This window comes from Comamonas sp. 4034, assembly GCF_050434545.1.
GTDB classification, from domain to species: domain Bacteria; phylum Pseudomonadota; class Gammaproteobacteria; order Burkholderiales; family Burkholderiaceae_C; genus Comamonas; species Comamonas odontotermitis.
Genome location: NZ_JBNDIT010000009.1, coordinates 90,443 through 114,879 on the forward strand (window position 1 = coordinate 90,443; position 24,437 = coordinate 114,879).

Here is a 24,437-nt window from a genome sequence, read left to right on the forward strand (position 1 = left end):
CAAAACGCCTCAACCAGAGGCGTTTTTTTACTCCAGGACCGCAGTTGTAGCAGCCGGCGCACCTAAAAGACAGTGCTTGCCGGCACCGCTCTCGCACTTCGGCTATCGTGGCGCCATGTCGACCGCATTGCACCACAGTCCGCATGACGCCCTCACCGCGATTGTCCTGTCTGGCGGCGGCGCCCGAGCCGCTTATCAGGTGGGAGTGCTCCAGGCCTTGTCGCGCCTGCGGCAAAACGCCGGGGAGGACCATGCGCCCACCCCCTTCCCGATTGCGGTGGGCACATCTGCCGGGGCCATCAATGCCGCAGGCCTCGCCTGCGGCGCCGACCACTTCGACCGGGCCGTGCAGCGCCTCTCGCGCGTATGGCGCAATTTCTCGACCAGCCAAGTCTACCGCGCCGATGCCTTTGGTGTTGCGCGCAGCGGCGCGCGCTGGCTCAGCCTGCTGACCCTGGGGTGGGCGCTGACCCGCTGGCACCACAGCAAGCCGCGCTCGCTGCTGGACAACACGCCGCTGCTGCAATTGCTGCAGGCCGAGCTGCCGCTCGAAAAAATCCCTCACCTGCTGCACAACGGTCAGTTGGCGGCCCTTGCCATCACCGCCTCCAGCTACACCACGGGAGAGCACATCACCTTCTACGAGACCGGCCCGCATGTGCCCGGCTGGTCGCGCCTGCAGCGCCGCGCCATCCAGGACCGCATCACACACCAGCACCTGATGGCATCGTCATCCATTCCATTCATCTTTCCGCCCACCGAGCTGGACGTGCGCGGCCAATACAACTACCTGGGCGACGGCGCCATGCGCCAGACTGCCCCACTGGCGCCTGCGGTACACCTTGGCGCCCAACGCATCGTGGTGGTGGGCGTGGGCCGTTCGCACGAAGTGGTGAACCTGCCGCAAGGCGAGCACCCGCCCTTTCCCAGCCTGGCACAGGTGGCAGGCCATGCCCTGTCCACCATCTTTCTGGATGCCCTTTCACTGGACGTGGAGCGGGCCCAGCGCATCAACCACACCCTCAGCCTGATTCCGCCACTGGAGCAGGCACGCAGCGCATTGCGGCCCGTGGATCTGCTGGTCTTCACGCCTTCGCAGTCGCTGGACGCCATCGCGCTGGCCCACCTGCAAGAGCTTCCTACCCCGGTACGCGCGCTCTTGGGGGCCATGGGCGTCTCCGTACACAACCACAGCATCGGCAGCGCAGCACTGGCCAGCTATTTGCTGTTCGAGCCCGGCTACACACGCGCGCTGATCGCGCTGGGGCGCGCCGACACCATGGCGCGCCAGGAGGAGGTGCGCGCCTTTTTCGACTGGCCCAGCCGGCGCTGAGGAACCACTCACAACCAGGAGGCAGGCAGGCAGACCTGTTACGATAAGCCGTCTCTTGCAGGTCCTGCGGTGCCGTCTGTGAATCCTCTGCGCATAGCGCGCGCCGTTCGTGCGCGTGATTGCGCCGCCAGCCACGTTGCAGCCTTGCAAGCCCACCTATTTTTGCAAGGGGTTGTCATGCAACGTCGCCACTTTCTCCAACTCTCCAGCATCGCTGCATCTGCAGGCAGCTTCGGCTCCGTCTTTGCAGCCATTCCCGCTGCGGCGGCCAACTGGCGCCAGTTCGAAGTCACCACCTTGGTCGACCTGAGTGAAAAAACAGCGCAGTCCAAGGTCTGGATTCCGGTACCCGCCGCCGAACTGCCGGGCTACCAGCGCACCCTGGATGTGTCCTTCAGCGCCCCCGGTGCTACCAAGGCCGAGTTGTTTGCCGTGCCCGGCACCGATGTCCGCATGATTGCCGTGCAGTGGGCAGACGCCAGCAGCGCCCACACGGTAGAAGTCAAGAGCCGCATCGCCGTGCTGGACCGTGCCACCGACCTGGGCGCTGCCGGTACCGCCCGCAAGCTGCCTGCAGCACAACTGCGCCCCTACCTGCAGCCCACATCGTTGGCACCACTGGATGGCATCGTGAAAGAGACAGCCGACAGGATTCAGGCCGAAGCAGGCAAGCCGCAGGATGCCATTGGCAAGGCCCGCGCTATTTATGACTGGATGGTGGCCAACTGCACCCGCGACGGCTCGGTGGCCGGCTGTGGTACCGGTGATGTGCGCTACACCTTGACCAGCGGCAATCTGTCGGGCAAGTGCGCCGACCTCAACGGCCTGTTCACCGCCCTCTCGCGCGCCAGTGGCGTGCCTGCCCGTGATGTGTATGGCGTGCGCGTCGACGACTCGGTGCACGGCTTCAAGAGCCTGGGCAAGAGCGGCGACATCTCCAAGGCCCAGCACTGCCGCGCCGAGTTCTACGCCGATGGCTATGGATGGATTCCTGTCGACCCTGCCGATGTGGCCAAGGTTGCACTGGAAGAACAGCCCGGTGGCCTGCACAAGGATGCTCCCAAGGTACGCGCCGCCCGCGCCATGCTGTTTGGCGGCTGGGAAGGCAACTGGATGGCCTACAACACGGCAGCCGATGTGCGCCTGCCCGGCGCTGGCAAGACCGTGGGTTTCTTCATGTATCCGCAGGGTGAAACGGCCCAGGGGCGCCTGGACAGCCTGGACCCCGCGCATTTCGCCTACCGCATCACCTCCGCCAAACTGGCCTGAGGCCATGGCTCCCGCCCTGCTGCACCGCCGCCGCTGCCTGCAGCAGCTGGGCGGCGCTGCTGCCTGGCTCTCGGCCACACTGGTGGGCCGCAAGGTGCAGGCGGCGCAGGATCTGGACCCGCGTGCAGTGGGCCAATTGACCCCCTGGCCCTCTGGCAAGGCCAGGCCGGAGCTGAAGGCGCTGGCGCTGGACGGCCAGTTGCGCAGCCTGGCCAGCTATGCAGGAGCGCCGCTCATCCTGAACTTCTGGGCCAGCTACTGCGCGCCCTGCCGCCTGGAAATGGCGCAGTTCAACCGTTTGCTGGAACAGTACCGCCCCCAAGGGCTGCGCGTGCTGGCCGTCAACCACGGCGAAATGCCTGCGCGTGTGCTGCAGTTTCTACAAACCGTGCCTTTTCATGGCGAAGTGCTGCTCGACCGCAGCCAGACGCAGTTGCCCGCCTGGGGCGGCATTGCCCTGCCGACCAGCTTCGTGCTCGATGCCCAAGGCCAGATCCGCCTCTGGCACGTGGGTGAAATCGACTGGTTGGGCGCCCATGCCCAGGCACAGCTGGCTGCGGTTTTGCAGGGCTAGTCGCCTTTCTTAACCGCAGGAATCCCCCCCGGCACCACAAACGCCTAAAATCCCTCGGTTCTGGTGCGCCGTCGGGCGCAGGCGGCGCTTGTTCGCCGTTCACATGGCCAGAACCGGTGCCCGGCCTTCGCCGCGTGCCTCTCAGTGATCAGAAAGTTCCGCAACCCTATGTCTCAACGAAAGCTCTTCGTCACCACCGCCCTGCCGTACGCCAACGGCAACTTCCACATCGGCCACATCATGGAATACATCCAGGCCGACACCTGGGTGCGTGCGCAACGAATGCAGGGCAATGCGGTCAACTTTGTCGGGGCCGATGACGCCCATGGCGCTCCCATCATGATTGCCGCTGAAAAGGCGGGCAAGACGCCCCAGCAGTTCGTGGCCGACATCGCCGCCGGCCGCAAGCAGTATCTCGACGGTTTTCACATCGCCTTCGACAACTGGAGCAACACCGACAGCCCCGAAAACCATGAGCTGTCCAAGCAGATCTACCTCGACCTGAAGAAGGCCGGGTTCATCGAGACGCGCACCATCGAACAGTTCTTCGACCCCGAGAAGAACATGTTCCTGCCCGATCGCTTCATCAAGGGCGAGTGCCCGCGCTGCCATGCCAAGGACCAGTATGGCGACAACTGCGAGGTCTGCAGCTCGGTCTATGCGCCCACCGACCTGATCAACCCCTACTCCGCACTCTCGGGCGCCAAGCCCGTGATGAAGAGCTCCGAGCATTTCTTCTTCAAGCTCTCCGACCCGCGCGCCGTTGCGTTCCTGACTGAATGGACGCAGGACGGCCAGCATGTGCAGCCCGAGGTGGCCGCCAAGATCAAGGAATGGTTCGGCGTGCGCACCAACCCGGACGGCACGACCAGCGAAGGCCTGGACGACTGGGACATCAGCCGCGATGCGCCTTACTTCGGCATCGAGATTCCCGATGCACCCGGCAAGTACTTCTATGTGTGGCTGGACGCGCCTGTGGGCTACCTCGCCTCGCTCAAGAATCTTCTGAACCAGCGGGGCGAAGACTACGACGCCTACATGGCTGACCCTGATCTGGAGCAGTACCACTTCATTGGCAAGGACATCATCACCTTCCACACGCTGTTCTGGCCCGCCATGCTCAAGTTCAGCGGCCGCAAGACGCCGACCAGGATCTGCGTGCACGGATTCATGACCGTCAACAATGGCGAAAAGATGAGCAAGAGCCGTGGCACCGGCCTCGATCCACTCAAGTATTTGAGCCTGCAGATGAACCCCGAGTGGCTGCGCTACTACCTGGGCGCCAAGCTCAATGGTCGCAATGAAGACATCGACTTCAACCCCGAAGACTTCATGCTGCGCGTCAACTCCGACCTGATCGGCAAGTACGTGAACATTGCCAGCCGCGCTGCAGGCTTCCTGACCAAGCGCTTCGAAGGCAAGCTGGGCACCGTCAGCGAAGACGGTGCGGCCCTGCTCGCGGCTCTGCGGGAACAAAAAGACGCCATCGTGGCGGCCTACGAAGCCCGGGACACCGCCCGCGCCGCGCGGGAAATCATGCTGCTGTGCGACAAGGTCAACAGCTACGTCGATGCCAACAAGCCCTGGGAGCTGGCCAAGAAGGAAGGCATGGAGGCGCGCCTGCACGATGTGTGCACGACCTGCATCGAGGCCTTCCGCATTCTGACCATCTACCTCAAGCCCATCCTGCCCGGCGTGGCTGCCGAAGTGGCCAACTTCCTCATCGTGCCACCCGAGACCTTTGCCGATGTGACCAAGCCGCTCGGCCAGGACCACCAGATTGGCGAGTACAAGCACCTGATGCAGCGCGTCGATCCCAAGCAGCTCGAAGCACTGTTTGAGGCACCAGCCGGCCAGGCCGCTCCGGTTGCCGAAGCCCCAGCCAAAGCCAAGAAGGCCGAGAAAAAGGCCGAAGCCGTGATCGACCCCAACGCCCCCGGTGGAGAGCCGCTGGCCGAAACCATCGGCATCGACGACTTTGCCAAGATTGACCTGCGCATTGCCAGGATTCTGGAATGCAAGACAGTGGAAGGCTCGACCAAGCTGCTGCAACTGACGCTGGATGTGGGCGAAAAGGACGAAAACGGCCAGCCCAAGACGCGCAACGTGTTCAGCGGCATCAGCAGCATGTACCAGCCCGAACAACTGGTCGGCAAGCTGACGGTGATGGTTGCCAACCTCGCGCCGCGCAAGATGAAGTTCGGCCTGTCCGAAGGCATGGTGCTGGCGGCCAGCCATGCAGATGAAAAGGCCAACCCCGGCATCTATGTGCTGGAGCCCTTCCCTGGCGCCACACCCGGCATGCGCATCCATTGATGACGCAGCACCGTTCACCGGCCAAGCCTCTGCGCCATGCGGCTGCAGAGGCTTTTTCAATGCCGCCTCGCCCCAACGCAGAAAGCCGCTGTCGGAGAGCCTGCGGCGCTGCGCGGTGGACATGCCTGGGGGCTCTTCTTCTGTGCACGGCATTGTCCGGCTGTACGGTAGTGGCGGTGGGAGCCGCTGCAGTAGGCGTGGCAGCGGATGTGGCAATCGGCACGGCCAAGCTGGCAGGCAAGGGCGTAGGCGCCGCCTATGGCGCAATGACCGATGACAAGCCGGACAACAGCGGCATCTCCATCAAATACCGCGAAAGCGACCCCAACCACCCTTACCAGCCCGGCCCTGGTGCGAGCAATTCGCGCCCGCCTGAAGAGGCATTGCCTTAGGCAGAAACTGCCTCCTGCGGAACCGGCCATTCCTCTCCGGCGTACTCGTTGTCCGGCACTACCTCTCCGGTGCACAGCCGGTGGCTCCAGGTCTCGATCTGTACGCGCACCGACGCGGGCAGGTCACCGCGCAATTGCAGGCGCACCAGTGCAGGCTCTTCCAGACCAAAACGCCGACGCCTGCCCAGCGCCAACTCGCCGCGCGCAAAGTCGGCTACAGCACGGAAAATGGCCTCGCCCGAATCGGCCACCGCCGAGGCCACGAACACCTGCGGGTCGCGCGCCACCCAATCGAGCACATTGCCGATCTGCGCCACACCGCGCGCACGGCAGGCTGCCGTTGCGCCGCTGCGACCGCCGTCAATCATGGCAAACAGCACATCAGCACCCGCATCTGCCATGGTGTGGATACACAGCTCGGCCAGTTGCGGCTGGTGCTGGTGGCCGCAGAACTGCGTCAACAGCCGCCCCTGCCAGCCTACGACGCGCAGGCCATGTGCATAGGCTGCACGGCCCTGGAGGCCGGGGCGCACGCGCTCGCCCGAGAAATGCGCGGCCACGCCAGAGCAGCTGTACAGCGCCGCCAGCACGCCCGCCAGAAACGCCGACTGCTCCTGCTGCACCTCGTAGCGCGCAACCTGCGGCGCCTGCAGGCTGCCCTGGGTGATGGCAAAACGCTGGCTTGGCCAGCGTTGCAGCGCGTGTGACACCGGCGAATCACCCTGTCCGCCATGGGCCACGATCAGATCAAACCCTTGCGCGCACAGCTGCTCCACCGCCGCCGTGCGCGCAGCTTCGTCGCGCGGCGCAATCCAGAAAGGCGTGACATCGTGGCCAGCAGCCAGGGCGTGCTGCACACCTTGCAAACCGGCTTCGTTGAAACTGCCTTGCCCCTGCGGGCCGAACAAGGCAACGGCCACGCGGGGGCGGCGAGCCAGAAAGTTCATAACGTCGCTCCCGTCGCCCGGGCCACACTGCCCCAGGCCTGTGATTGATCCTGCACCAGGCGGGCAAACGCCTGTGCGTCCAACGGCGGTTGTACAAAACCCTGAGCGGCCAGGCTCTGGCGCACGGCGGTATCGGACAGCGCCCGCTGCAGCGCTGTCCCCAGGCGCTGCGCCACCGGCTCGGACAGGCCTGCCGGTGCCGACAGCCCCACATAGTTGTCGGCCACCAACTGCGGCAAGCCCAACTCAGCCACCGTGGGCACTTCGCTTGCCTGCGGCACGCGCTGCACCGTCGTTATCGCCAGCAGCCGCACACGGCCCTCGCGGGCGAGCGGCAGGTTCTGCGGCAATGCATCAATGGCCAACGGAATGTGGCCCGCCAGCAGGTCCGAACGCATGGGCCCTGCGCCCCGGTAGGGCACATGCGCCAATTGCAAACCCTGCAGGCGTGCGAGCTCCGCCCCCACCAGATGCCCCACCGATGCCGCCCCGCCACTGCCATAGGGCACGGCCTGCGGCTGGCTGCGCAACCATTGCACCAACTCGGCAAAGCTGTGCACCGGTAGCTCTTGCCGAATCACCAATGCCGTGGGAACCGAGCCGATATAGCCCAGATGCGTGAAGCTGCGCGCGGCATCGTAAGGGGACCGCGCCAGCAGGTGTGGCGAGATCGACAGCGCCGCCGAATTGGACAGCAGCAGCGTATAGCCATCAGGCGCACTGCGCGCCACGGCCTGTGCGCCGAGTGTGGAGCCCGCACCGGGCCGGTTGTCGATGACCACCGGCTGGCCGAGCTGGGCCGACAACAGAGGCGCCAGCAGACGCGCGGCGATGTCGCTGGCGCCGCCGGGCGGAAATGTCACGACCAGCCGGATCGGCTTGCGCGGCCACCCAGTCTCGGCAGCGTGCACGATGCGCAGGACGGGCAGCGCGGCCAGGGCGCCCGTCAGCAAATGGCGGCGTTGCAGCATGAAAGGCAGATCCTCCTACGAAAGCCGTCATGCTACGAAGGCCAGGGCCTCCGCACAAACGCGAATTTCGGCTATCGATCTGCGAAATGCTTCGATCCGTCCAGCGGTGTACACTGATTCAGCCATGTCTCACGCACCGATCCTGCCGCTGTCGCGCCGCAGGCGTTTCATCACCCGGCTGCACCATTGCGGCCCTCCGGCGAAGTTCTGAACCCCTGCGTTTCAGTTCCACTTCTCCGGAGTTCAGATTGCACGTTCCCTTTTCATTCAGGCCGCGCCTCCATGCGGCATTGCGCGGCTATGACCGCACCCGTTTCCTGCAGGACCTGGGCGCCGGTCTCACCGTCGCCGTGGTGGCCCTGCCACTGGCCATGGCCTTTGCCATCGCCTCGGGCCTCAAACCCGAAGCGGGCCTCTTCACCGCCATCATTGCGGGCTTCCTGATTGCGCTGCTTGGCGGCAGCCGGGTGCAGATCGGCGGGCCCGCTGGCGCCTTCATCGTCATCGTCTATGGCATCGTGCAACAGTACGGTGTGGCCAATCTGATCATTGCCACCGCACTGTCTGGCGTGCTGCTGTTCGTGATGGGGTTGCTGCGGCTGGGAACCCTGGTGCGATTCATCCCGGTGGCCGTCATCATCGGCTTCACCAACGGCATTGCGGTGCTGATTGCACTGTCGCAGGTCAAGGATTTCCTCGGTCTTTCCATTCCCAAGATGCCAGGAGATTTCTTCGGCATCCTGGGAGCGCTGGGCAACCATCTGTCCACCATCAACCCGTGGGCGACCGGTGTGGCCGTGGTGTCGCTCGCCGTGGTCGTGGGCTGGCAGCGTTGGCTGCCAGCGGCGGCAGGCAGGAATGCTGTGGTGCAGCGATGGGCCGCACGGCTTGCCCGGGTGCCCGGTTCCATTGTTGCGTTGGTGCTCGCCACGGCCGTGGTGGCTGGCTTTGGATTGCCTGTGGAAACCATCGGCAGCCGTTTTGGCGGCATACCGGCGGCGCTGCCCGCATTCACCCTGCCTGCCTTCAGCTGGGAATCGGCGCGCTTTCTGCTGATGCCCACCATCACGCTGGCCCTGCTGGGTGCCATCGAGTCACTGCTGTGCGCCCGTGTGGCCGACGGCATGATCGGCGACCGGCACGACCCCAACCAGGAGCTGATGGCCCAGGGCATTGCCAATTTCATCACGCCCTTCTTCGGCGGCATGCCCGCCACCGGCACCATTGCGCGAACAGTGACCAATGTGAAAAGCGGCGCCACCAGCCCCGTCTCCGGCATGGTGCATGCGCTGGTTCTGCTGTTGGTAATCCTGGTGGCGGCACCGCTGGCCGCATCCATTCCGTTGGCCACGCTGGCCGCCATCCTGATGTTCGTGGCCTGGAACATGGGCGAATGGCGCGAGTTCGCGCGGCTCAAGACCTATCGCCTGCCTTATCGCATCACGCTGGTGTCGGTCTTCCTGCTGACCGTGGTGTTCGATCTGACGGTTGCCGTGGAGTTCGGCATCTTCGCAGCCTGCATCACCTTCATCTACCGTATCTCCAGCCTCTCGCGTGCCAAGCGTCTGACGGCTGCCGAGCAGCCTTTGCTGGCGGGGCTCGATGAACAAGTTCAGGTCTGGCGGCTCCATGGCGCCATTTTCTTTGGCGCAACCAAGCTGATCGAGTCGCTCGAAGACCAGCTGCCCGCGCGGACCTTGGTGTTGGACCTGAAGAACGTGATCTACGTGGACTCGACCGGCGCCGAGGCGCTGGAGGCGCTCAGCAAGACCTGCGAGGCACGGCAGGTACGGCTCATCGTCTCGGGCCTGGTCGACCAACCGCTCGATATCGCCCGGCGCACCGGCCTGTACGAGCGGTTGCAGGCCGATCTGCAACCCGATGTGGCAAGCGCCACGGCCGCTGCCGCGGCGACCTGAAGCAGCGCACCGGCAAAGGCGTCAGGTTATCCCCACCTGGTCTGCCCCAGTGGGGAGCGAAACTCAGCGATCCTGCAGCACCACCGTGCTGCCGCTGCGCACTACCCTGCCCTGCGCATCAAACACCACGGTGAACAGCATCTTGGTATTGGGCGGATCGATCCAGTTCCAGTCCCACTCGGCCTCGTTCTTGAGCGGATAGCTGGCGCGCTTGGCGGGCTGGCCCAGCAGGCGACGGATTTCCTGCTGGTCCATGCCGGGGCGCACCTTGGCAAAATAGTCTGGCGCCAGCACCTGGCGCAGTGCAGTCATCTTGCCATCCTTGCCGATGGTGATCATGTAGTTCTGCGCGCCCATGGGCTGGCGGGTGTACTCGAGCGTGTGCGAGCCGTCGGCTTCGTCCCAGATCTGGTTGGGCGGCCCGAATTTTTCGCGCACATCCTGTTCGGTCGAGACGAACTCCTCCAGTTCCTTGATGCGCTGTTGGTCACAGCCCACCAAAAACACGGTAGCGGCCACCGCAGCAGCGGCCATTGCAAGCTTGGTGACGAGGGACATGGTCAGGTTCGGTAGAATCGAGGGAAAGAGGTAAATATAAGCCATGTCATTCTTCCGCCGCCCCGACTACCAATCCGAAGTCACCCAGTTCATCAACACGCTCAAAGAGCAAAAGCCTTACCTGGAAGCCGGCCAACGCGAAGGCCGTTCGCTGTTGTGGGACAAGGACCTCGACCGCGAAGAGCAGGCCGATTTCAAGGCCAGCCGCGTGGCCCAGAAGCCCTACGTCTACCAGACCAATCACGACTGATCAGCGCAGGCTGTCGACTGCAGCATTGCATGCCAGACAGCAGCCAGCGCAAGACTGGCAACTGCAATCAGCTCCCGTTTCGATAGCAAACAACATCTCGCATGTCAACTTCCGGCGATCTGGACACTGCTGATTCGGCCACCGCCGCGGCCTCTGCCAGTGCCATGCCCGAGGTGGTGGACCAGGTTGCCCTGGCACGCCTGTACGGTGAGCCGTTGTTTGCGCTGCCCACCGATCTGTACATTCCGCCCGACGCGCTGGAGGTCTTTCTGGAGGCCTTTGAAGGCCCGCTCGACCTGCTGCTGTACCTGATTCGCAAGCAGAATTTCAACATTCTTGACATTCCGATGGTGGGTGTCACGCGCCAGTACCTGAGCTATGTGGACGAAATCCGCAGCCGCAACCTGGAGCTGGCAGCCGAATACCTGTTGATGGCCGCGATGTTGATTGAGATCAAATCGCGCATGTTGCTGCCGCCCAAGAAGCAGGAAGGCAGCGACGAAGCGGAAGACCCCCGTGCCGAGCTGGTGCGGCGCCTGCTGGAATACGAGCAGATGAAACTGGCCGCCCAGGGCCTGGGCGCTGCCCCGCAGTACGGGCGCGATTTCATCAAGGCGCAGGTGTTCATCGAGCAGGCCCTGCAGCCGCGCTTTCCTGATGTACAGATCGACGAGCTGCAGGCGGCGTGGCGTGACATCCTCAAGCGCGCCAAGCTGGTGCAAAGCCACAAGATCACACGCGAAGAGCTGTCGGTGCGCGAATACATGAGCGCCATTCTCAAACGCCTGCAAGGCCGCCGCTTTGTCGAATTTGAAGACATCTTCGAACCAGAAAAGGGCAGTACCGTGCTGGTGGTGACCTTCATCGCACTGCTGGAGCTGGCCAAAGAGACATTGATCGAGATCACGCAAGCGGAGGCCTTTGCGCCCATCTATGTGCGCCTGTCGTACACGCCTGTGTGAGCCGTGTGCGTTTTTTGGGAAAAACACCCTGTAGCGCCCACTACAAAAGCGCTGACCGCTATACTTTTTAAGTACATTACGGAGATATCACCATGCCCCATCTGATCGTTGAGTACAGCAGCAATCTGGAAGGCTTTCCCGAGGCGCATGCGCTCGACGCGCTCAATGCCACCATCATCGCCACCGGCCAGGTGCAGTACGAGCAGGATCTGAAAAGCCGCACCATCCGTACCGAGCACTTCGTCATCGGCAACGACCCGACCGCCCTGCGTGGTTTTGTGCATGCCGAACTGCGCCTGCTGGCAGGTCGCACGCCCGAAGTGAAGCGCGACCTGTCGGAGCGCATCGCCGCCGTGCTGCGCAAGCTCACGCCCCACCCTGAGGGCATGCTGGTGCAATTGAGCGTGGACATTGTCGACATGGACCGTGCCGCCTATTACAAAGGCACGCTGTAAGCAGGCCTCTGCGCACACCTGCCAAGGCCGCACAAGCGGCCTTTTTTGCGACCCGTTACAGAACAGGTGCTCCAGGTACCTCGCCCTTCACCTGCGCCGGTATCCAGCCCCGCAGGCTGTTGATGAACGCCCAGGCCTGTACACGCGGCACATCCGCAAGGCGGATCACGCCCTCCTCCACGCGGCCCGCCTCCAGCGCCACGGCCCGCCCCACCCCCGGCAGCAGGCCGCAGTGCAGCGGCGGCGTGATCCAGCGCCCATCGATCAGTGCAGCGATGTTGCCACGCGTGGTTTCGGTGACCTCGCCCGCCTCGTTCCACAGCACGGTATCAAACACCGCGCTGTCCTGCGGAGCCCAGCGTTCGTAGTGCGCACGGCGGCTGGTCTTGAAGCGCACCCATTCACTGTGCGCCTCAGCCAGAGGAGCACCCGCCCACTGCAGTTGCACCTGCGCGGCGGATGGCGGGCAGGCAAATGCTTCGCAGGTGAAAATGCCCTGCGCGCCCAGCAGCAGGCGCACCCGCCACAGCCCTTGCGGATGCGCTTGCGCCACAGCTTGCAACGCGGTCTGCGCCTCTGCCAGCGTCCAAGGGTAACCAAAATGCGCGGCAGCGCCTGCCATGCGCTGCAGGTGGCGCTCCTGATGGCGCAGTTCGCCCGCTTCCAGCGCCAGGGTCTCAATCAGATCAAATGCCATGCTGGCCCGCTCCAGAAAAGCCCGTTTGTGCCGCCATTCCCGCCATTCGCCCTCGGCAGTGGCGTCTGCCGTGATGGCGCTGCCAATGCCGCATTGCAGCTGCCCGCCACCGAGCACCACCGTGCGAATCGGTACATTGAACGTCGCGCGGATTCCGCCTGCGCCATCGGGGCGTACCACGCCCAGCGCGCCGCAGTACCATCCTCGCGGCCCACTCTCCATATCGGCAATCGCCTGCATCGCCGCCCGCTTGGGTGCGCCGGTGACCGAACCACAGGGAAAGAGCGCCGTGAACACATCGAGCAGGCGCGTTCCCTCTGGCAGGCGCGCCCGCACATCCGATGTCATCTGCCACACCGTGGGCAGGGCCTGCAGCGCAAACAGCTGCGGCACCCGCACAGAGCCCACTTCGGCCAAGCGCCCCAGGTCGTTGCGCAGCAAGTCGACAATCATCACATTCTCGGCCCGCTCCTTGACGGAGCTGCGCAGCGCCTCAGACTGCGCCGCATCCTGCTGCGGCGTCGGGCCGCGCGGGGCCGTGCCCTTCATCGGCCGGGTCAGGATATCGCTCGCACCGCCGGCAGGCCGGTGCCAGTCAAAGAACAATTCGGGCGATACCGACAGCACCTGCTCGCCGCTCATGTCGATATGCAGGGTATAGCCGCCTGGCTGGGCGCGCTGCAAGGCGGCAAACAGCGCGGCGCCATCGCAAACCGCGTCGCTGTGGCCTTGCAGTTGCTGCGTGTAGTTGATCTGGTAGTAGCGCCCGTCCGCAATGGCGCGGTGGATGTCGGCGATGCGCGCGCCAAACGCATCGCGCGCCAGCGGGTTGTGCCAATGCAACGGCGACAGCGGCGGCATAGCTGCCGAACTATGGGGCTCATGCACCGTCTGCACGCTGGCCGCATCGCAAACGGCAAACCAGGCCAGGGGCCCGGACCCAGCCGGAGCTTGGGTGGGCAGGTGGGGGTCGAGGGCAGAGGCTGCCTCGTAGCGCAAGCCGCCAACACACCAGCATCCCGCCAGCGCGGCCTGTTCCACTGCTTGCAATACGGTGCGCAGCGAATCTGCATCGTGCGCACTCAACACCCGCAACGGTGTGCGAAAGGCCGCCTGCAGACGCTCTGCGTCGCCATGCAGGGGCTGACCCATATCGATCTGGGCAAAAAACGAAAGGCTCTGTTCCATGGTGGCGCCAGCATAGCGGCGCAGCCATGTCCCTAGAGCGTGTTCATGGTCTGTGCACAGCGCAGCCCACACGCGCTTGCGTCACAATAGCGCTCCTTCTGTTCTCACCTCCTTCACCCGCGTGTCCACCCACCGTGCCGTTTGCCCCCGATGCCTGCGCCCCCGGAGTGCCTGCATCTGCGCGCTGGCCCCATCGGTACCTACAGATACGCAAGTGCTGATCCTGCAACACCCGTTGGAAGTGCATGAAGCCAAAGGTACGGCGCGCCTGTTGCACCTGAGCCTTCCCGCCAGCCAGTTGGTGGTGGCGGAAACGTTTGACGAGACCGAGTTGCAGCGCTGGCTGCACCAGCCCTGGGACGCCAGCGATGCGCCGCGCCAGGCAGTATTGCTCTATCCGCAGACGCCCGGCGAGCCCGTTGCCAGCTTCTTGCCCGAAGACGCACAAGCGCGGGCCATGCCATTGCGCCTGGTCGTCATCGACGGTACGTGGCGGAAAAGCCGCAAGATGCTGTATGCCAACCCACTGCTGGCACAGCTGCCGCGCCTGACGCTGACCGATACGGGGCCGGCCGCCTACACCATCCGCAAGGCGCAGCGGGAGGGACAGCTGTCCACCATGGAGGCCGCAACACATGCCCTGCAAGCACTGGAGGGCTGGCCTGCGCAGGCGTGGCAGCTCCAGGCACTGCAGCAATCCTTTGCCGGGCTGATTGCGCAACACCAGCGGTTGCGGGCCCCACGCTGACTGGCGCGACCTGCCTCCCACGCGACAAGCACAGCGCGTATGCAAGCAAGCACTCAGAGATACTGCGCCGCATAGCCCCCTGCTTTCCCCTCTGTTTTCGGAGCTTTTGCATGCAGTTTTCCACCCTCTCGCTGGCCACAGCCGCCCTGTGCGCCGCAGGCCTGGCCCAGGCAGCCGCCCCATCTGTATCAGCTATACAACAGGCCAGCCAAGCCAGCCTGCGCGAATGGATCGATGTGTTGGCGCTGCCCAATGATTCCAACGTGCCCGCCGATATCCAGAAAAACGCGGACTGGTTCAAGGCAGCGCTGGAAAAGCGCGGCATGACCGCCAAGCTGCTGCCCAACCAGGGCAAGCCCATGGTGCTGGCCACGCTGCCGCCGGTGCCGGGCGCCACCAAGACCGTGCTTTTCTATGCCCACATGGATGGCCAGGCCGTCACCCCCGCCGAATGGCAGCAGGAGAGCCCCTGGAAGCCCGTGCTCAAGGAGCGCCAGGCCGATGGCGGCTGGAAGGAGATCGCACTCGACCAGCTGTATGGCGCGCAGCCCAACCCCGAGTGGCGCGTATTCGGCAGGTCTTCGTCAGACGACAAGGCCCCCATCATCATGCTGATGGCCGCACTCGATGCCCTGAAGCAGCAGGGCCTGCCTCCCGCCACCAATATCAAGATCCTGCTCGATTCGGAAGAAGAAAAGGGCTCGCCCACACTGGGCCAGGTCATCCAGGAACATCTGGCCGATCTGCAGGCCGATGCCCTGCTGGTGCTCGACGGCCCCATGCACGCCAGCAATCGCCCGACCCTGGTGTTTGGCAATCGCGGCATTGCGCAGGCCACGCTCACGGTCTATGGCCCCAGCCAGGACCTGCACAGCGGCCACTATGGCAACTACGCCGCCAACCCCGCATTCACGATGGCACAGCTGCTCACCTCGATGAAGGCACCTGATGGTCGCGTACTGGTCAAGGGCTACTACGACGGTATCACGCTGGATGCGCAGACCCAGGCGGTAATGAAGGCGGTGCCCGACGACGAAGCCGCCCTGCGCAAGCGCCTGGGCATTGCGCAGGCGGAAAAGGTAGGCGCCAACTACCAGGAGGCCATGCAGTACCCCTCGCTCAATGTGCGCGGCCTGCAGATTGCTGACGTGGGCGCCAAGGCCCGTACCGTGGTGCCGGCACAGGCCGTTGCAGAACTCGACCTGCGCACCGTGCCCGAAACACCTCCCGAGCGCCTGCAGCAGTTGCTCAAGGCCCACATCGAAGCGCAGGGCTTTCAACTGGTGGATGACGAGCCAACCGCAGCGCAGCGCGCGCAATACCCCAAGCTGGCCAGCCTGAAGATGGGTGGCGTGTCCGCATCGTCTACCGCCGTGCGCACCGATCTGGGCGCGCCCATCGGCAACTGGCTGCGCCAGGGCATGCAGCAGGCTTGGGGTGAAACGCCTGTGCAGATCCGCATGATGGGCGGTACCGTACCCACGGGCGCTGCGGTGCAGGCGTTGAAAGTACCCTTCGTGATCGTTCCCATGGTCAACGCCGACAACAACCAGCACAGCAAGAACGAGAACATGCGCCTGGGCAACTATTTCGACGGCATCAAGAGCCTGACCTACATCCTGACCCAACCCTGGCAGTAAGGCCCCCAACGGGCTGACCATCAGCAAAAGAGCCGCAGTATCTGCGGCTCTTTACGCTTCTGGCGTGTGCTTATGGGCTGCGCTGCCGGATCAGCGTTGCGCTGGCACGCCGTTTTGCCACTGCGGCCAGTTTTTCACCACGGTATCGACAAAGGTGCCGCCCACTACCGCCACATTGGCCACAGTCTCGGCAAAACCGCCAGCGGTTTCACCCGGCTTGGGGTCCAGGTGTGCCTGCGTGGTTTCCTTGGGGTTGCCCTGGTCGAAATTGACTGAACCGCGCAGGCTCAGGATGCGGTCGGTGCCATGCGTGCGCTTCAGCACCAGCGCAATTGCCGCTGCCTCCATCTCGGTGGCGACGTAGTCGTCTGCGCCGTACAGCTTGGCGATGTACTGGGCTTCTTTCGACAGGCCCGGCCCATGGAAGAAGGTGTCGCCCGTGATGTGCGTGCCGACATGCACGCTGGGTGCCTTGCGCGCGGCAGCATCCGGGTAGCGCATGCGGTAGCGCTGGGCCGATTCACTGTCCTGCAGCGGCACGGCGCGTGTCATTGCGTATGCTGCCTGCACCAGGGCCGGGTTCAGCGCAAAGCGGCGGTAGTCTTCGTAGCCCTTGCGCGGCACGAAGACGGGGGCACCGGGCTGGCCTTCCTCGGGGGCCCAGCGGTGGCCCAGGTCGTAGTCGACCAGCCAGCTGCCCCAGGTCACATCGCCAATCGTACCGCGCGACGGGGGCGTGCCCGCCACGCCGCTGATGACGTAGTAGGCCTTGTCAAAATTGAACTGCGGATTGAGCACGATCGCCTGCATCGATGCCGACGAGTTGACCTTGCCCATACCCAGCACGCTGCCGCACACGCCATCGGCATTGCAGTACACCGGGTTCAGCGCACCATGAACAGTGATGGGCTTGGCACTGCGAAAGTAGCGCTCGTACCAGTGCTGGAACTCGCCCGCCCGGTCGCCCGTGTTCTGGCCGATCTCGAACATGGCGGCTACAAACACCTTGACCTGCACAGGCTGGACCTGCGGGGCGGCGCTGGTGGCGCTGGCGGCCTGGGAGGGACGGTCTGTGCTGGCGCAACCGGCCAGCAAGGCCGCAGTCACCACCGGGGCCAGAAAAGAGGAGCGAAAGCGCATAGATATCTCCGACGGGCAAATGCGCAGATTGTAGGTGTGCAGCAGCCGTTCAGGCAGGCCCTGGCGCCATCGACTGCCTGAGCGCCTCCACCAGCCATTCCACTTCCTGCACGGCGGCGCGGTGCAGCGGCAGCAAGGCCTGCAGTTCGAACGGAATCGAAAACGTCAGCGGCCGAATCACCATGCCAGCCCCGGCGCAGGCCCGCGCCGTGAGCGGATTGACGACGGCCACGCCCAACCCCTGCTGCACCATGGCGCAGACCGCAATGGCGCTGTGTGCCTCCAGCAGCATCTGGCGCGCCACACCTGCCTCGGCAAATACCCGGTCGATCTGCATGCGGTAGGGATCGCCTTCGGCCAGGCTGACAAAAGGCTGGTCCGCAAAATCCTGCGGCTGCAGCCGTGTCTTGCGGGCCAGCGCGTGCCCTGCTGGCAGCACGGCCACCTCATCGACCGCGGGCAGCGCCACCACGCGCACACCGGGCGGCACCTCGCCCTGCTCGGTCAGGCCCAGGTCGTAGCGCTGCGCGGCCATCCACTCCTGCAGGAGCGGCGCCTCCTGGGTCGCCACGCTGACGGCGACTGGCCCATGCGCAGCCTGCATGCGGGCCAATGCCAGGGGCAGCAGGGCGTGGCTGAGTGCAGGCATGCTGAGCACGCTGATGCGCGCGCCCTGCGGCCTGCCCAGCGCAGCGGCGCGCTCGATCACCCGGTCCAGCCCCTGCCATGAGCGCTGCACCTCGTCCCACAGCGCCAGCGCGCGCGCCGTGGGCCGCAGGCGCCCGTGCACACGCTCGAACAGTGCGTAGCCCAGCAATTGCTCCAGCCGCGCCAGCTCACGACTCACCGTAGGCTGCGATGTGAAGAGCAGGCCTGCAGCACCCGTTACCCCCCCGGCCAGCATGATGGCGCGGAACACCTCGATGTGGCGATGCTGGATACGTGGCGCCTCGGGCGTGGAGTTGGCGGTGTCGATGGAGGGCTCGGCAGTGGAGTCGGCCTGGAAATGGCGAGGCATGATCATGTCAGTGGGATTGAATCCATATCCATTATGAATGACTCATTCAAAAACAAGTATTCGACTGGATGGATCAGTGCAGGCACACTGCAGTTTTCTGGCGCCATAGCAGAGTCCGTTGGTGCTTCAGATTTTCAAGAATTCCGGTTTCCAGCGCTTACCCTGCAATCGCTTAAAGCTCTTATTTTTTATAGCAAACAACATCATGAGCAATCCTTTCGCCCCCGATCTGCTGTGGCAACTGGCCGATGAATTCGGCACGCCGCTGTGGGTGTATGACGCCGCCACCATCCGCCACCGCATTGCCCAGCTCCAGGCGTTTGACACGGTGCGATTTGCGCAAAAGGCCTGCTCCAACATCCACATCCTGCAGTTGATGCGCCAGCAAGGCGTGAAAGTGGATGCCGTCTCGCGCGGCGAGGTGCTGCGCGCCATCGCGGCGGGCTTTCAGCCCGGTTTTGGTGAGCCTGCCGAAATCGTCTTCACCGCCGACGTGATGGACGAAGCCACGCTGGCCACCGTGGTGCAGCACCAGGTGCCTGTCAACGCGGGCTCCATCGACATGCTGCACCAGCTGGGCAAGGCTTCGCCAGGCCACGTGGTGTGGCTGCGCATCAACCCCGGCTTTGGCCATGGGCACAGCAACAAGACCAACACCGGCGGCGAACACAGCAAGCACGGTATCTGGCACACCGACCTGACCATGGCGCTGGCCGTGATTGCCGAGCGCGGCCTCCGGCTTGCGGGCCTGCACATGCACATCGGCTCAGGCGTGGACTACGGCCACCTGCAGGAAGTGTGCGGCGCCATGGTGCAGCTGGTGGAACGCACCAAGGCTGCGGGCCACGACCTGCAAGCCATCTCGGCAGGGGGGGGCCTCTCCATTCCCTACCGCGAAGGCGATGCCACCATCGACACCGATCACTACTTTGGCCTGTGGAATGCCGCTCGCAAGCAGGCCGAGGCCATTGTTGGCCACCACCTGGGGCTGGAGCTGGAGCCCGGCCGCTTTCTGGTGGCCGAAGCAGGGGTGCTGCTGGGCACGGTGCGCGCCACCAAGAATGCGGGCAGCAACCACTTCGTGCTGGTCGACACCGGCTTCAACGAACTGATGCGCCCCAGCATGTATGGCAGCTACCACGGCATGCACATCCAGCGCCGTGGCGTGGGCGTTCTGCCCAACACAGGCAGTGGCGCGCGCGACGCCGTGGTGGCGGGCCCGCTGTGCGAATCGGGCGACGTATTCACCCAAGGCGACGGCGGCGTGGTACTGCCGCGCTCGCTGGGTGATGCACAAGTGGGCGACCTGCTCGTCATCCACGACACCGGCGCGTACGGCGCCTCCATGTCCAGCAACTACAACACCCGCCCGTTGGCGGCCGAAGTGCTGGTTGATGGCGGCAACGCCCGCCTGATCCGCCGCCGCCAGACGGTGGATGAATTGCTGGCCTTGGAGCTGGGCTTATAAGGCAACCTTCCGGGGGCAGGCATGAGCACCATGACCGCTCCCGGTGCCTGCGCACCGGCAAACGGCTAGAGGCCACTCCCAAAAAACTACGCCTATCTGGTTGCGCAGACATGCATTGATGCGTCCGTATTCCGCCGCACAGGCGCATCCAAATGAAGCATTTGTTTACATTCAACAAGTGCACCGCTAGAATTTCCAATTGACAGCACACATGTGCATGTGCCCGAGGAATCCCTGTTTAGTGCCTCCAGCTGGCAGGTGGCAATTGATTGCAATTTATTGAATTTTCGATATCGATTAGCGTATTTAATCGATAACTTCAATAACCGGAGATCGCCTGGCGCGATCAAGTCGATTGGTCATGCGTACTACGTACGGCGGGAACTAGCATGAGTCACTTCTCTATTTTTGGCATTCGCTGCAACCGCATTGCGGTGTACGGTGCGCTGGCTTCGGCGTTAGGCATTGCCTCCGGATCGTCGATTGCGGCCCCTTGTGTCAGCGGTGTTCCGTACACCACGGTGGGCGCCAACGATTGCCAGGTGCCTGCTGGCGTCAGCTCCATCTCGGTCTCTGCCACGGGCGGCGGCGGTGGAGGCGGCGTAGGCAAGGCGGGCGCAGCAGGGGCAATCGTTGTCGGAACCATTTCGGTCACCCCAGGAAGTAACCTGCCGCTGTTTGTTGGAGGCGGAGGCAAGGGATTCAACGCAGGGGCCGGTGGCGGCGGCTCAAGCAATGTGAATGCAGACGCCATCGGCAACCAGGTCATCGCTGGCGGCGGCGGCGGCGGGAGTTCTCAATTTGGCGCAAACCCCACTCCGGGCCTCAGTGGTCCCGGGCCTGGTGCTGCAGGAAATGGCGGACCTGGAGGAAATGGCAACTTTTTGGGTGGCGACGGGGTTGGTGGCGCTGGTGGGATTGGCAACGGGACGGGAGCAGGTGGTGTGAATCCCATCAACAGCCAGGCTGGTGGTGGTGGTGGCGGATTCGGAGGCGGCATCTCATCGGGTGGCGGCGGAGGAAGAGGAGGAGGCAGCGTCTCTGCGGGAGCGAATATCTCCTTTGCAGTCGCATCCAATGGAGGTGCGATTCAGACCAACGGCGGTGATGGTTCCATCACCTTGACGTTCACGCCCGCTCCTGCACCGCAAGCCAGTGTGGCCTGCACGCCTTCGGAGTTGACCGACGCAGCCAACCAGATCAGTACCTGCACCGTGACGCTCAGCCTGGCCTCTTCGCAGGCTATGGATGTCAACCTGAATCTGCCGGCTGCAAACCCGCGCTACAGCACGACCTGCGCATCGCCCATCACCGTGGCGGCCAATGCAACTTCTGCTTCCTGCACCGTCACTGCGACGGCCAACACAACGCCCGGCGATGGAAGTGTCACTGCACAGCTGTCCATTGCCGCGCCTACGCTTGCCGATGCCTACACCGTGTCAGGCTCGCCCGCGCAAGTCGTTGTCAAGGATGATGACTCGCAAGCAGCGGCAGGGGTTACACCGGTGCCGTCGCTGGGCGTATTGGGGCTGATCGCCCTGTCGTCCTTGCTCGCGATATTCGGCATTGCGCGCAGCCGCAGGCGTTCAACCTGAACCAGCGCCGCCCCCATTGAAAGGGTGCCCCCTGTTTTGATACCTGGCGAACACCAGTAAAGCGCCAGCAGCTATCAAAAACAAAGCAAAACAGCACCGCAAAGGTGCTGTTTTTGTTGGAGAGCGCCGGTCTGTGGCTGTCAGGCTGTCAGCGCATGCCGTCGTTGCTTTGTTTGCCGGTCAGGATGGCTGCGAGCAACTGGAACGCCACCACACCCAGGCCCAGGATGCCCAGAAGGACGCCAGGCACACCAGCAAACAGCAGCGCCACAAGCACCAGACTGAGGGCAATATCCCAGCCCCAATGGTATTTACGCTTCATTGCCAGAAATTTCCTTTCCATCAGCAGCAACTCTGCGCATGCTGCACAGAGGCACCGGCCTGCCACAGGCCGATGTGCAGATGATAGGGCCACTGGCAAGGCCGGCAGGCAAAGCCCTTATTTCGACAGCTCCTTGACCAGCTGGTAGAGGAACTCGCGCCCGTCGTACAGGCGCGGAATCGCCACGCGCTCGTCCAAGCCATGGGCGCGCGCGTCGCTCGGCTCGGTGAAGATGCCCGAGACGCCATACATCGGAATGCCTGCATTGCGCATGAAGCGGCTGTCGGTGGCTCCCGTGCTCATCACCGGCACCACGGGCACGCCCGGCCACATTTTCTCGGTCAGGCCCTCCACGGCCTTCATCACATCGGGGCGCATGGGCGAGGCCGGGCTGCGCAGCGGCTGGTTGATGACCTTGAGCTTGACACGATCGTTCTCGGCCAGCTTGCGCAACTGTGCCTCGACTTCTGCCGGATCATCGTGCGGCAGGATGCGGCAGTTGATGGTGGCGCGCGCGGCCTGCGGCAAGGCGTTGGCCGCATGGCCGCCGTTCACCTCGGTGGCTACGCAGGTGGTGCGCATGGTGGCGTTGTAGAGCGGCGATGCCGACAGGCGCTGCACGGCCTCTGCCGAAGGGCTGCCGCCCGCGACGGCCTTCATGTCGTCGGCCTGCTGGCCCTGGGCAAAGCCAGCGCTGCGCGCAAAATAGGTCTTGGTCACCTCCGAGAGCTTGACCGGGAAATGGTAGTTGCCCAGCGCGGTCAGCGAAGCGCTCAAGGCATACACGGGGTTGGTGGCGGTGGGTACCGAGCTGTGGCCGCCCTTGTCGGTGGCTTCAAGCTGGTAGGTGGCGTACATTTTTTCGGCCACCTGGATGCGGTTGAGCACGGGCTTGCCATTTTCCAGCTGGCCGCCAGCGCCTTCGTTGATACCGTATTCGGCATCGATCAATGGGCGCTGGTTGTTGACGAGCCAGAACGCACCATTGCTGGGCACATCGCCCTGCTCTTCATCGGCAGTCAGGGTCAGCACGATGTCGCGGCTCGGGGTAAAGCCTTCGCGCTTGAGCTGGCCCAGGATCGAGACGAAGGCAGCAGCCATGGCCTTGTCGTCCGAAGAGCCACGCGCGGTGAAATAGCCATCGTCTTCCTTGAGCTTGAACGGGTCGCTCTTCCAGTCTTCGCGCTTGGCCTCCACCACATCGATGTGCGCCATCAGGAGGAGCGGCTTGCCCTGGCCGCTGCCCTTGTACTTGACGACCAGATTGCCCTTCTTGGGGAAGGGCTCGAAGATCTGCATGTCCGCTGCGGCAATGCCGTCTTCCGCCAGACGCTTTTGCATGGCCTGCGCCGCTTCGGTGTTGTTGCCCACCGAGTTGGTGGTGTTGATCTCCACCAGTTCCTTGTAGATGGTGTAGAAGCGCTTTTGCTCGGGCGTTTTGGCGCCAACCTGGGCCTGGGCACCAGTGGCAAGCAAGGCGCAGGCAGCAACAGCGAGCGCGCGTTTGGAAAAGGCCATGTTTTTATCTCCTTGGTGTGTCTTTCGGTCATGGGACGCCGTCAATTTGCATACCAAAGCTGCAAATCGACGCCATCACCACTGCATTCTGCGGATGGCGGCCGCCATTGCGTAGCGCGACCCGTCACCTATTTGACTGGTGCCCTACCCGCCACGGCACCCTTGCACAGGCAATGCGCTACGCTGTGCGGCATTGAACAAACCTGGAGATTGGCATGGCTTCGCAAGCAACATTACCGACGGTCGGCCTGATCGGCGTGGGCCTGATGGGCCACGGCATTGCCCGCAATGTGGCGGCCAAAGGCTTTCCGCTGGTGGTGCTGGAGCACCCTGGCAACCAGCCGCTGACCGAACTGTTGCAGTTGGGCGCGACCACCTGCCAGACACCTGCAGAATTGGCGCGCCAGTGCGATGTGATCATTCTGTGCGTGACTGGATCGCCCCAGGTGGAAGCCGTGCTCACGGGAGACAATGGCGTGCTGTCGGCCATCCGGCCTGCAGCCGTGGTGGTGGATTGCTCCACCGCCGTTCCTGCCTCCACGGTGCGCATGGCGCAGGCCGTACATGCTGCAGGTGGCCAGTTCATCGACGCGCCGATGACCAAGACCTCCAAGGCCGCGCATGACGGCACCCTGAACCTGCTGGTGGGCGGAGACGCTGCCGTGCTGGCCAAGGTGCAGCCAGTGCTCGCAACCTTCACCGAAAAAATCACCCATGTGGGCGCATTGGGCGATGGCCATCGCATGAAGCTGCTGCACAACTTTGTCTCGGTCGGCCAGATGACCTTGCTGGCCGAAGCCACCGCCTGCGCCCGCAAGGAAGGCATGGACATGCAGGCCTTCTGCGATGTGCTTGCAGGCGGCGGCGGTGCGGGTGTGGCGCTCGAGCGCCTCAAGTCCTTCATCCTCGCAGACGACCCCTCGGGCATTGCCTTCTCCATCTCCAACGCCGCCAAGGACCTGAGCTACTACGCCACGATGGCGCACGACGCCCGGGCCGCCAGCAAGGTGGCCGACGCCGCGTCTGCCACCCTCAAAGGCCAGGTGGAAGCCCAGCACGGCGACGCCATGCTGCCAGAGCTGATCGGCTTTCTGGCCCGGCAATGATATTGATGGATTAGCGAAGAACTGGCCGCCAGCGCAGGCTACAAGCGCGCA

The 24,437-nt window shown here is 64.0% G+C and carries 22 protein-coding genes; 14 read left to right on the forward strand and 8 right to left on the reverse strand.

The window, feature by feature from the left end; genetic code table 11:
- Positions 1-115: 115 nt before the first annotated feature.
- The 5 genes from ABIE32_RS11680 (at position 116) to ABIE32_RS11700 (ending at position 5,884) form a co-directional block, all read left to right on the forward strand.
- Positions 116-1,333: a patatin-like phospholipase family protein gene (locus tag ABIE32_RS11680; RefSeq protein WP_224151489.1), complete on the forward strand. Its 1,218-nt coding sequence runs from the start codon at positions 116-118 to the stop codon at positions 1,331-1,333.
- A 177-nt stretch (positions 1,334-1,510) separates the two neighbouring features.
- Entirely contained in the window at positions 1,511-2,602 is a 1,092-nt protein-coding gene (locus tag ABIE32_RS11685) for a transglutaminase-like domain-containing protein (protein ID WP_429016274.1), read from the forward strand.
- 4 nt (positions 2,603-2,606) lie between these two features.
- Positions 2,607-3,176: a TlpA disulfide reductase family protein gene (locus ABIE32_RS11690; protein ID WP_429016276.1), complete on the forward strand. Its 570-nt coding sequence runs from the start codon at positions 2,607-2,609 to the stop codon at positions 3,174-3,176.
- Between the two features lie 168 nt (positions 3,177-3,344).
- Positions 3,345-5,492 carry a methionine--tRNA ligase gene (gene metG, locus ABIE32_RS11695; protein ID WP_429016278.1) on the forward strand — a complete coding sequence of 716 codons (2,148 nt, stop codon included), beginning with the start codon at positions 3,345-3,347 and terminating at the stop codon, positions 5,490-5,492.
- Between the two features lie 176 nt (positions 5,493-5,668).
- Positions 5,669-5,884, forward strand: coding sequence for a hypothetical protein (locus ABIE32_RS11700; protein ID WP_429016280.1), 216 nt, complete (start codon positions 5,669-5,671; stop codon positions 5,882-5,884).
- Here the strand turns inward: ABIE32_RS11700 and ABIE32_RS11705 are convergent.
- Complete coding sequence (locus tag ABIE32_RS11705) at positions 5,881-6,831, reverse strand: BMP family ABC transporter substrate-binding protein (RefSeq protein WP_429016282.1); 951 nt, start codon at positions 6,829-6,831, stop codon at positions 5,881-5,883. The two genes, ABIE32_RS11700 and ABIE32_RS11705, sit on opposite strands and share 4 nt — an antisense overlap.
- Positions 6,828-7,802 (reverse strand): Bug family tripartite tricarboxylate transporter substrate binding protein, encoded by a 975-nt coding sequence (locus tag ABIE32_RS11710; RefSeq protein WP_429016284.1) that lies wholly within the window; start codon positions 7,800-7,802, stop codon positions 6,828-6,830. The genes ABIE32_RS11705 and ABIE32_RS11710 overlap by 4 nt, the downstream gene beginning before the upstream one ends.
- Before the next feature lie 248 nt (positions 7,803-8,050).
- Here ABIE32_RS11710 and ABIE32_RS11715 point away from each other — a divergent pair, with 248 nt between their 5' ends.
- Positions 8,051-9,721 (forward strand): SulP family inorganic anion transporter, encoded by a 1,671-nt coding sequence (locus tag ABIE32_RS11715; protein ID WP_429016285.1) that lies wholly within the window; start codon positions 8,051-8,053, stop codon positions 9,719-9,721.
- Between the two features lie 63 nt (positions 9,722-9,784).
- Here ABIE32_RS11715 and ABIE32_RS11720 read toward each other — a convergent pair whose 3' ends face one another.
- Entirely contained in the window at positions 9,785-10,279 is a 495-nt protein-coding gene (locus tag ABIE32_RS11720; protein WP_224151482.1) for an outer membrane protein assembly factor BamE, read from the reverse strand.
- 43 nt (positions 10,280-10,322) lie between these two features.
- On the opposite strand from ABIE32_RS11720, the gene ABIE32_RS11725 reads away from it, so the two are divergent.
- The 3 genes from ABIE32_RS11725 (at position 10,323) to ABIE32_RS11735 (ending at position 11,946) form a co-directional block, all read left to right on the forward strand.
- Positions 10,323-10,529, forward strand: a complete 207-nt coding sequence (locus ABIE32_RS11725; RefSeq protein WP_224151481.1) for a DUF3460 family protein — start codon at positions 10,323-10,325, stop codon at positions 10,527-10,529.
- Positions 10,530-10,693: 164 nt separating this feature from the next.
- Positions 10,694-11,491 carry a segregation and condensation protein A gene (locus tag ABIE32_RS11730; protein ID WP_224152577.1) on the forward strand — a complete coding sequence of 266 codons (798 nt, stop codon included), beginning with the start codon at positions 10,694-10,696 and terminating at the stop codon, positions 11,489-11,491.
- 92 nt (positions 11,492-11,583) lie between these two features.
- Positions 11,584-11,946, forward strand: coding sequence for a 5-carboxymethyl-2-hydroxymuconate Delta-isomerase (locus ABIE32_RS11735; protein ID WP_224151480.1), 363 nt, complete (start codon positions 11,584-11,586; stop codon positions 11,944-11,946).
- A gap of 55 nt (positions 11,947-12,001) precedes the next feature.
- Here the strand turns inward: ABIE32_RS11735 and ABIE32_RS11740 are convergent, their stop codons facing one another.
- On the reverse strand, positions 12,002-13,831 hold the full coding sequence (locus ABIE32_RS11740; protein ID WP_429016288.1) for a chorismate-binding protein: 1,830 nt from the start codon (positions 13,829-13,831) through the stop codon (positions 12,002-12,004).
- A 121-nt stretch (positions 13,832-13,952) separates the two neighbouring features.
- On the opposite strand from ABIE32_RS11740, the gene ABIE32_RS11745 reads away from it, so the two are divergent.
- Positions 13,953-14,579, forward strand: a complete 627-nt coding sequence (locus ABIE32_RS11745; RefSeq protein ID WP_429016290.1) for a tRNA-uridine aminocarboxypropyltransferase — start codon at positions 13,953-13,955, stop codon at positions 14,577-14,579.
- Positions 14,580-14,689: 110 nt separating this feature from the next.
- Positions 14,690-16,219, forward strand: a complete 1,530-nt coding sequence (locus tag ABIE32_RS11750; protein WP_429016291.1) for a M20/M25/M40 family metallo-hydrolase — start codon at positions 14,690-14,692, stop codon at positions 16,217-16,219.
- Between the two features lie 90 nt (positions 16,220-16,309).
- Here the strand turns inward: ABIE32_RS11750 and ABIE32_RS11755 are convergent, their stop codons facing one another.
- Both ABIE32_RS11755 and ABIE32_RS11760 read right to left on the reverse strand, forming a co-directional pair.
- Entirely contained in the window at positions 16,310-17,359 is a 1,050-nt protein-coding gene (locus tag ABIE32_RS11755; protein WP_429016294.1) for a purine-nucleoside phosphorylase, read from the reverse strand.
- A gap of 49 nt (positions 17,360-17,408) precedes the next feature.
- Positions 17,409-18,377 carry a LysR family transcriptional regulator gene (locus ABIE32_RS11760; RefSeq protein WP_429016296.1) on the reverse strand — a complete coding sequence of 323 codons (969 nt, stop codon included), beginning with the start codon at positions 18,375-18,377 and terminating at the stop codon, positions 17,409-17,411.
- Between the two features lie 205 nt (positions 18,378-18,582).
- Here ABIE32_RS11760 and lysA point away from each other — a divergent pair, with 205 nt between their 5' ends.
- A complete protein-coding gene (lysA, locus tag ABIE32_RS11765) occupies positions 18,583-19,845 on the forward strand; it encodes a diaminopimelate decarboxylase (protein ID WP_429016298.1) in 1,263 nt (420 codons plus the stop codon).
- Between the two features lie 389 nt (positions 19,846-20,234).
- The gene (locus tag ABIE32_RS11770; RefSeq protein ID WP_429016301.1) at positions 20,235-21,440 is read left to right on the forward strand and encodes an IPTL-CTERM sorting domain-containing protein; all 1,206 of its coding nucleotides are present in this window, start codon (positions 20,235-20,237) and stop codon (positions 21,438-21,440) included.
- A 148-nt stretch (positions 21,441-21,588) separates the two neighbouring features.
- On the opposite strand, the gene ABIE32_RS11775 is transcribed toward ABIE32_RS11770, so the two are convergent.
- The gene (locus ABIE32_RS11775) at positions 21,589-21,762 is read right to left on the reverse strand and encodes a hypothetical protein (protein ID WP_429016303.1); all 174 of its coding nucleotides are present in this window, start codon (positions 21,760-21,762) and stop codon (positions 21,589-21,591) included.
- A gap of 117 nt (positions 21,763-21,879) precedes the next feature.
- A complete protein-coding gene (locus ABIE32_RS11780) occupies positions 21,880-23,280 on the reverse strand; it encodes a M20/M25/M40 family metallo-hydrolase (RefSeq protein ID WP_429016305.1) in 1,401 nt (466 codons plus the stop codon).
- 215 nt (positions 23,281-23,495) lie between these two features.
- Here ABIE32_RS11780 and ABIE32_RS11785 point away from each other — a divergent pair, with 215 nt between their 5' ends.
- Complete coding sequence (locus tag ABIE32_RS11785; RefSeq protein ID WP_429016308.1) at positions 23,496-24,386, forward strand: NAD(P)-dependent oxidoreductase; 891 nt, start codon at positions 23,496-23,498, stop codon at positions 24,384-24,386.
- The last annotated feature ends 51 nt before the right edge of the window (positions 24,387-24,437 follow it).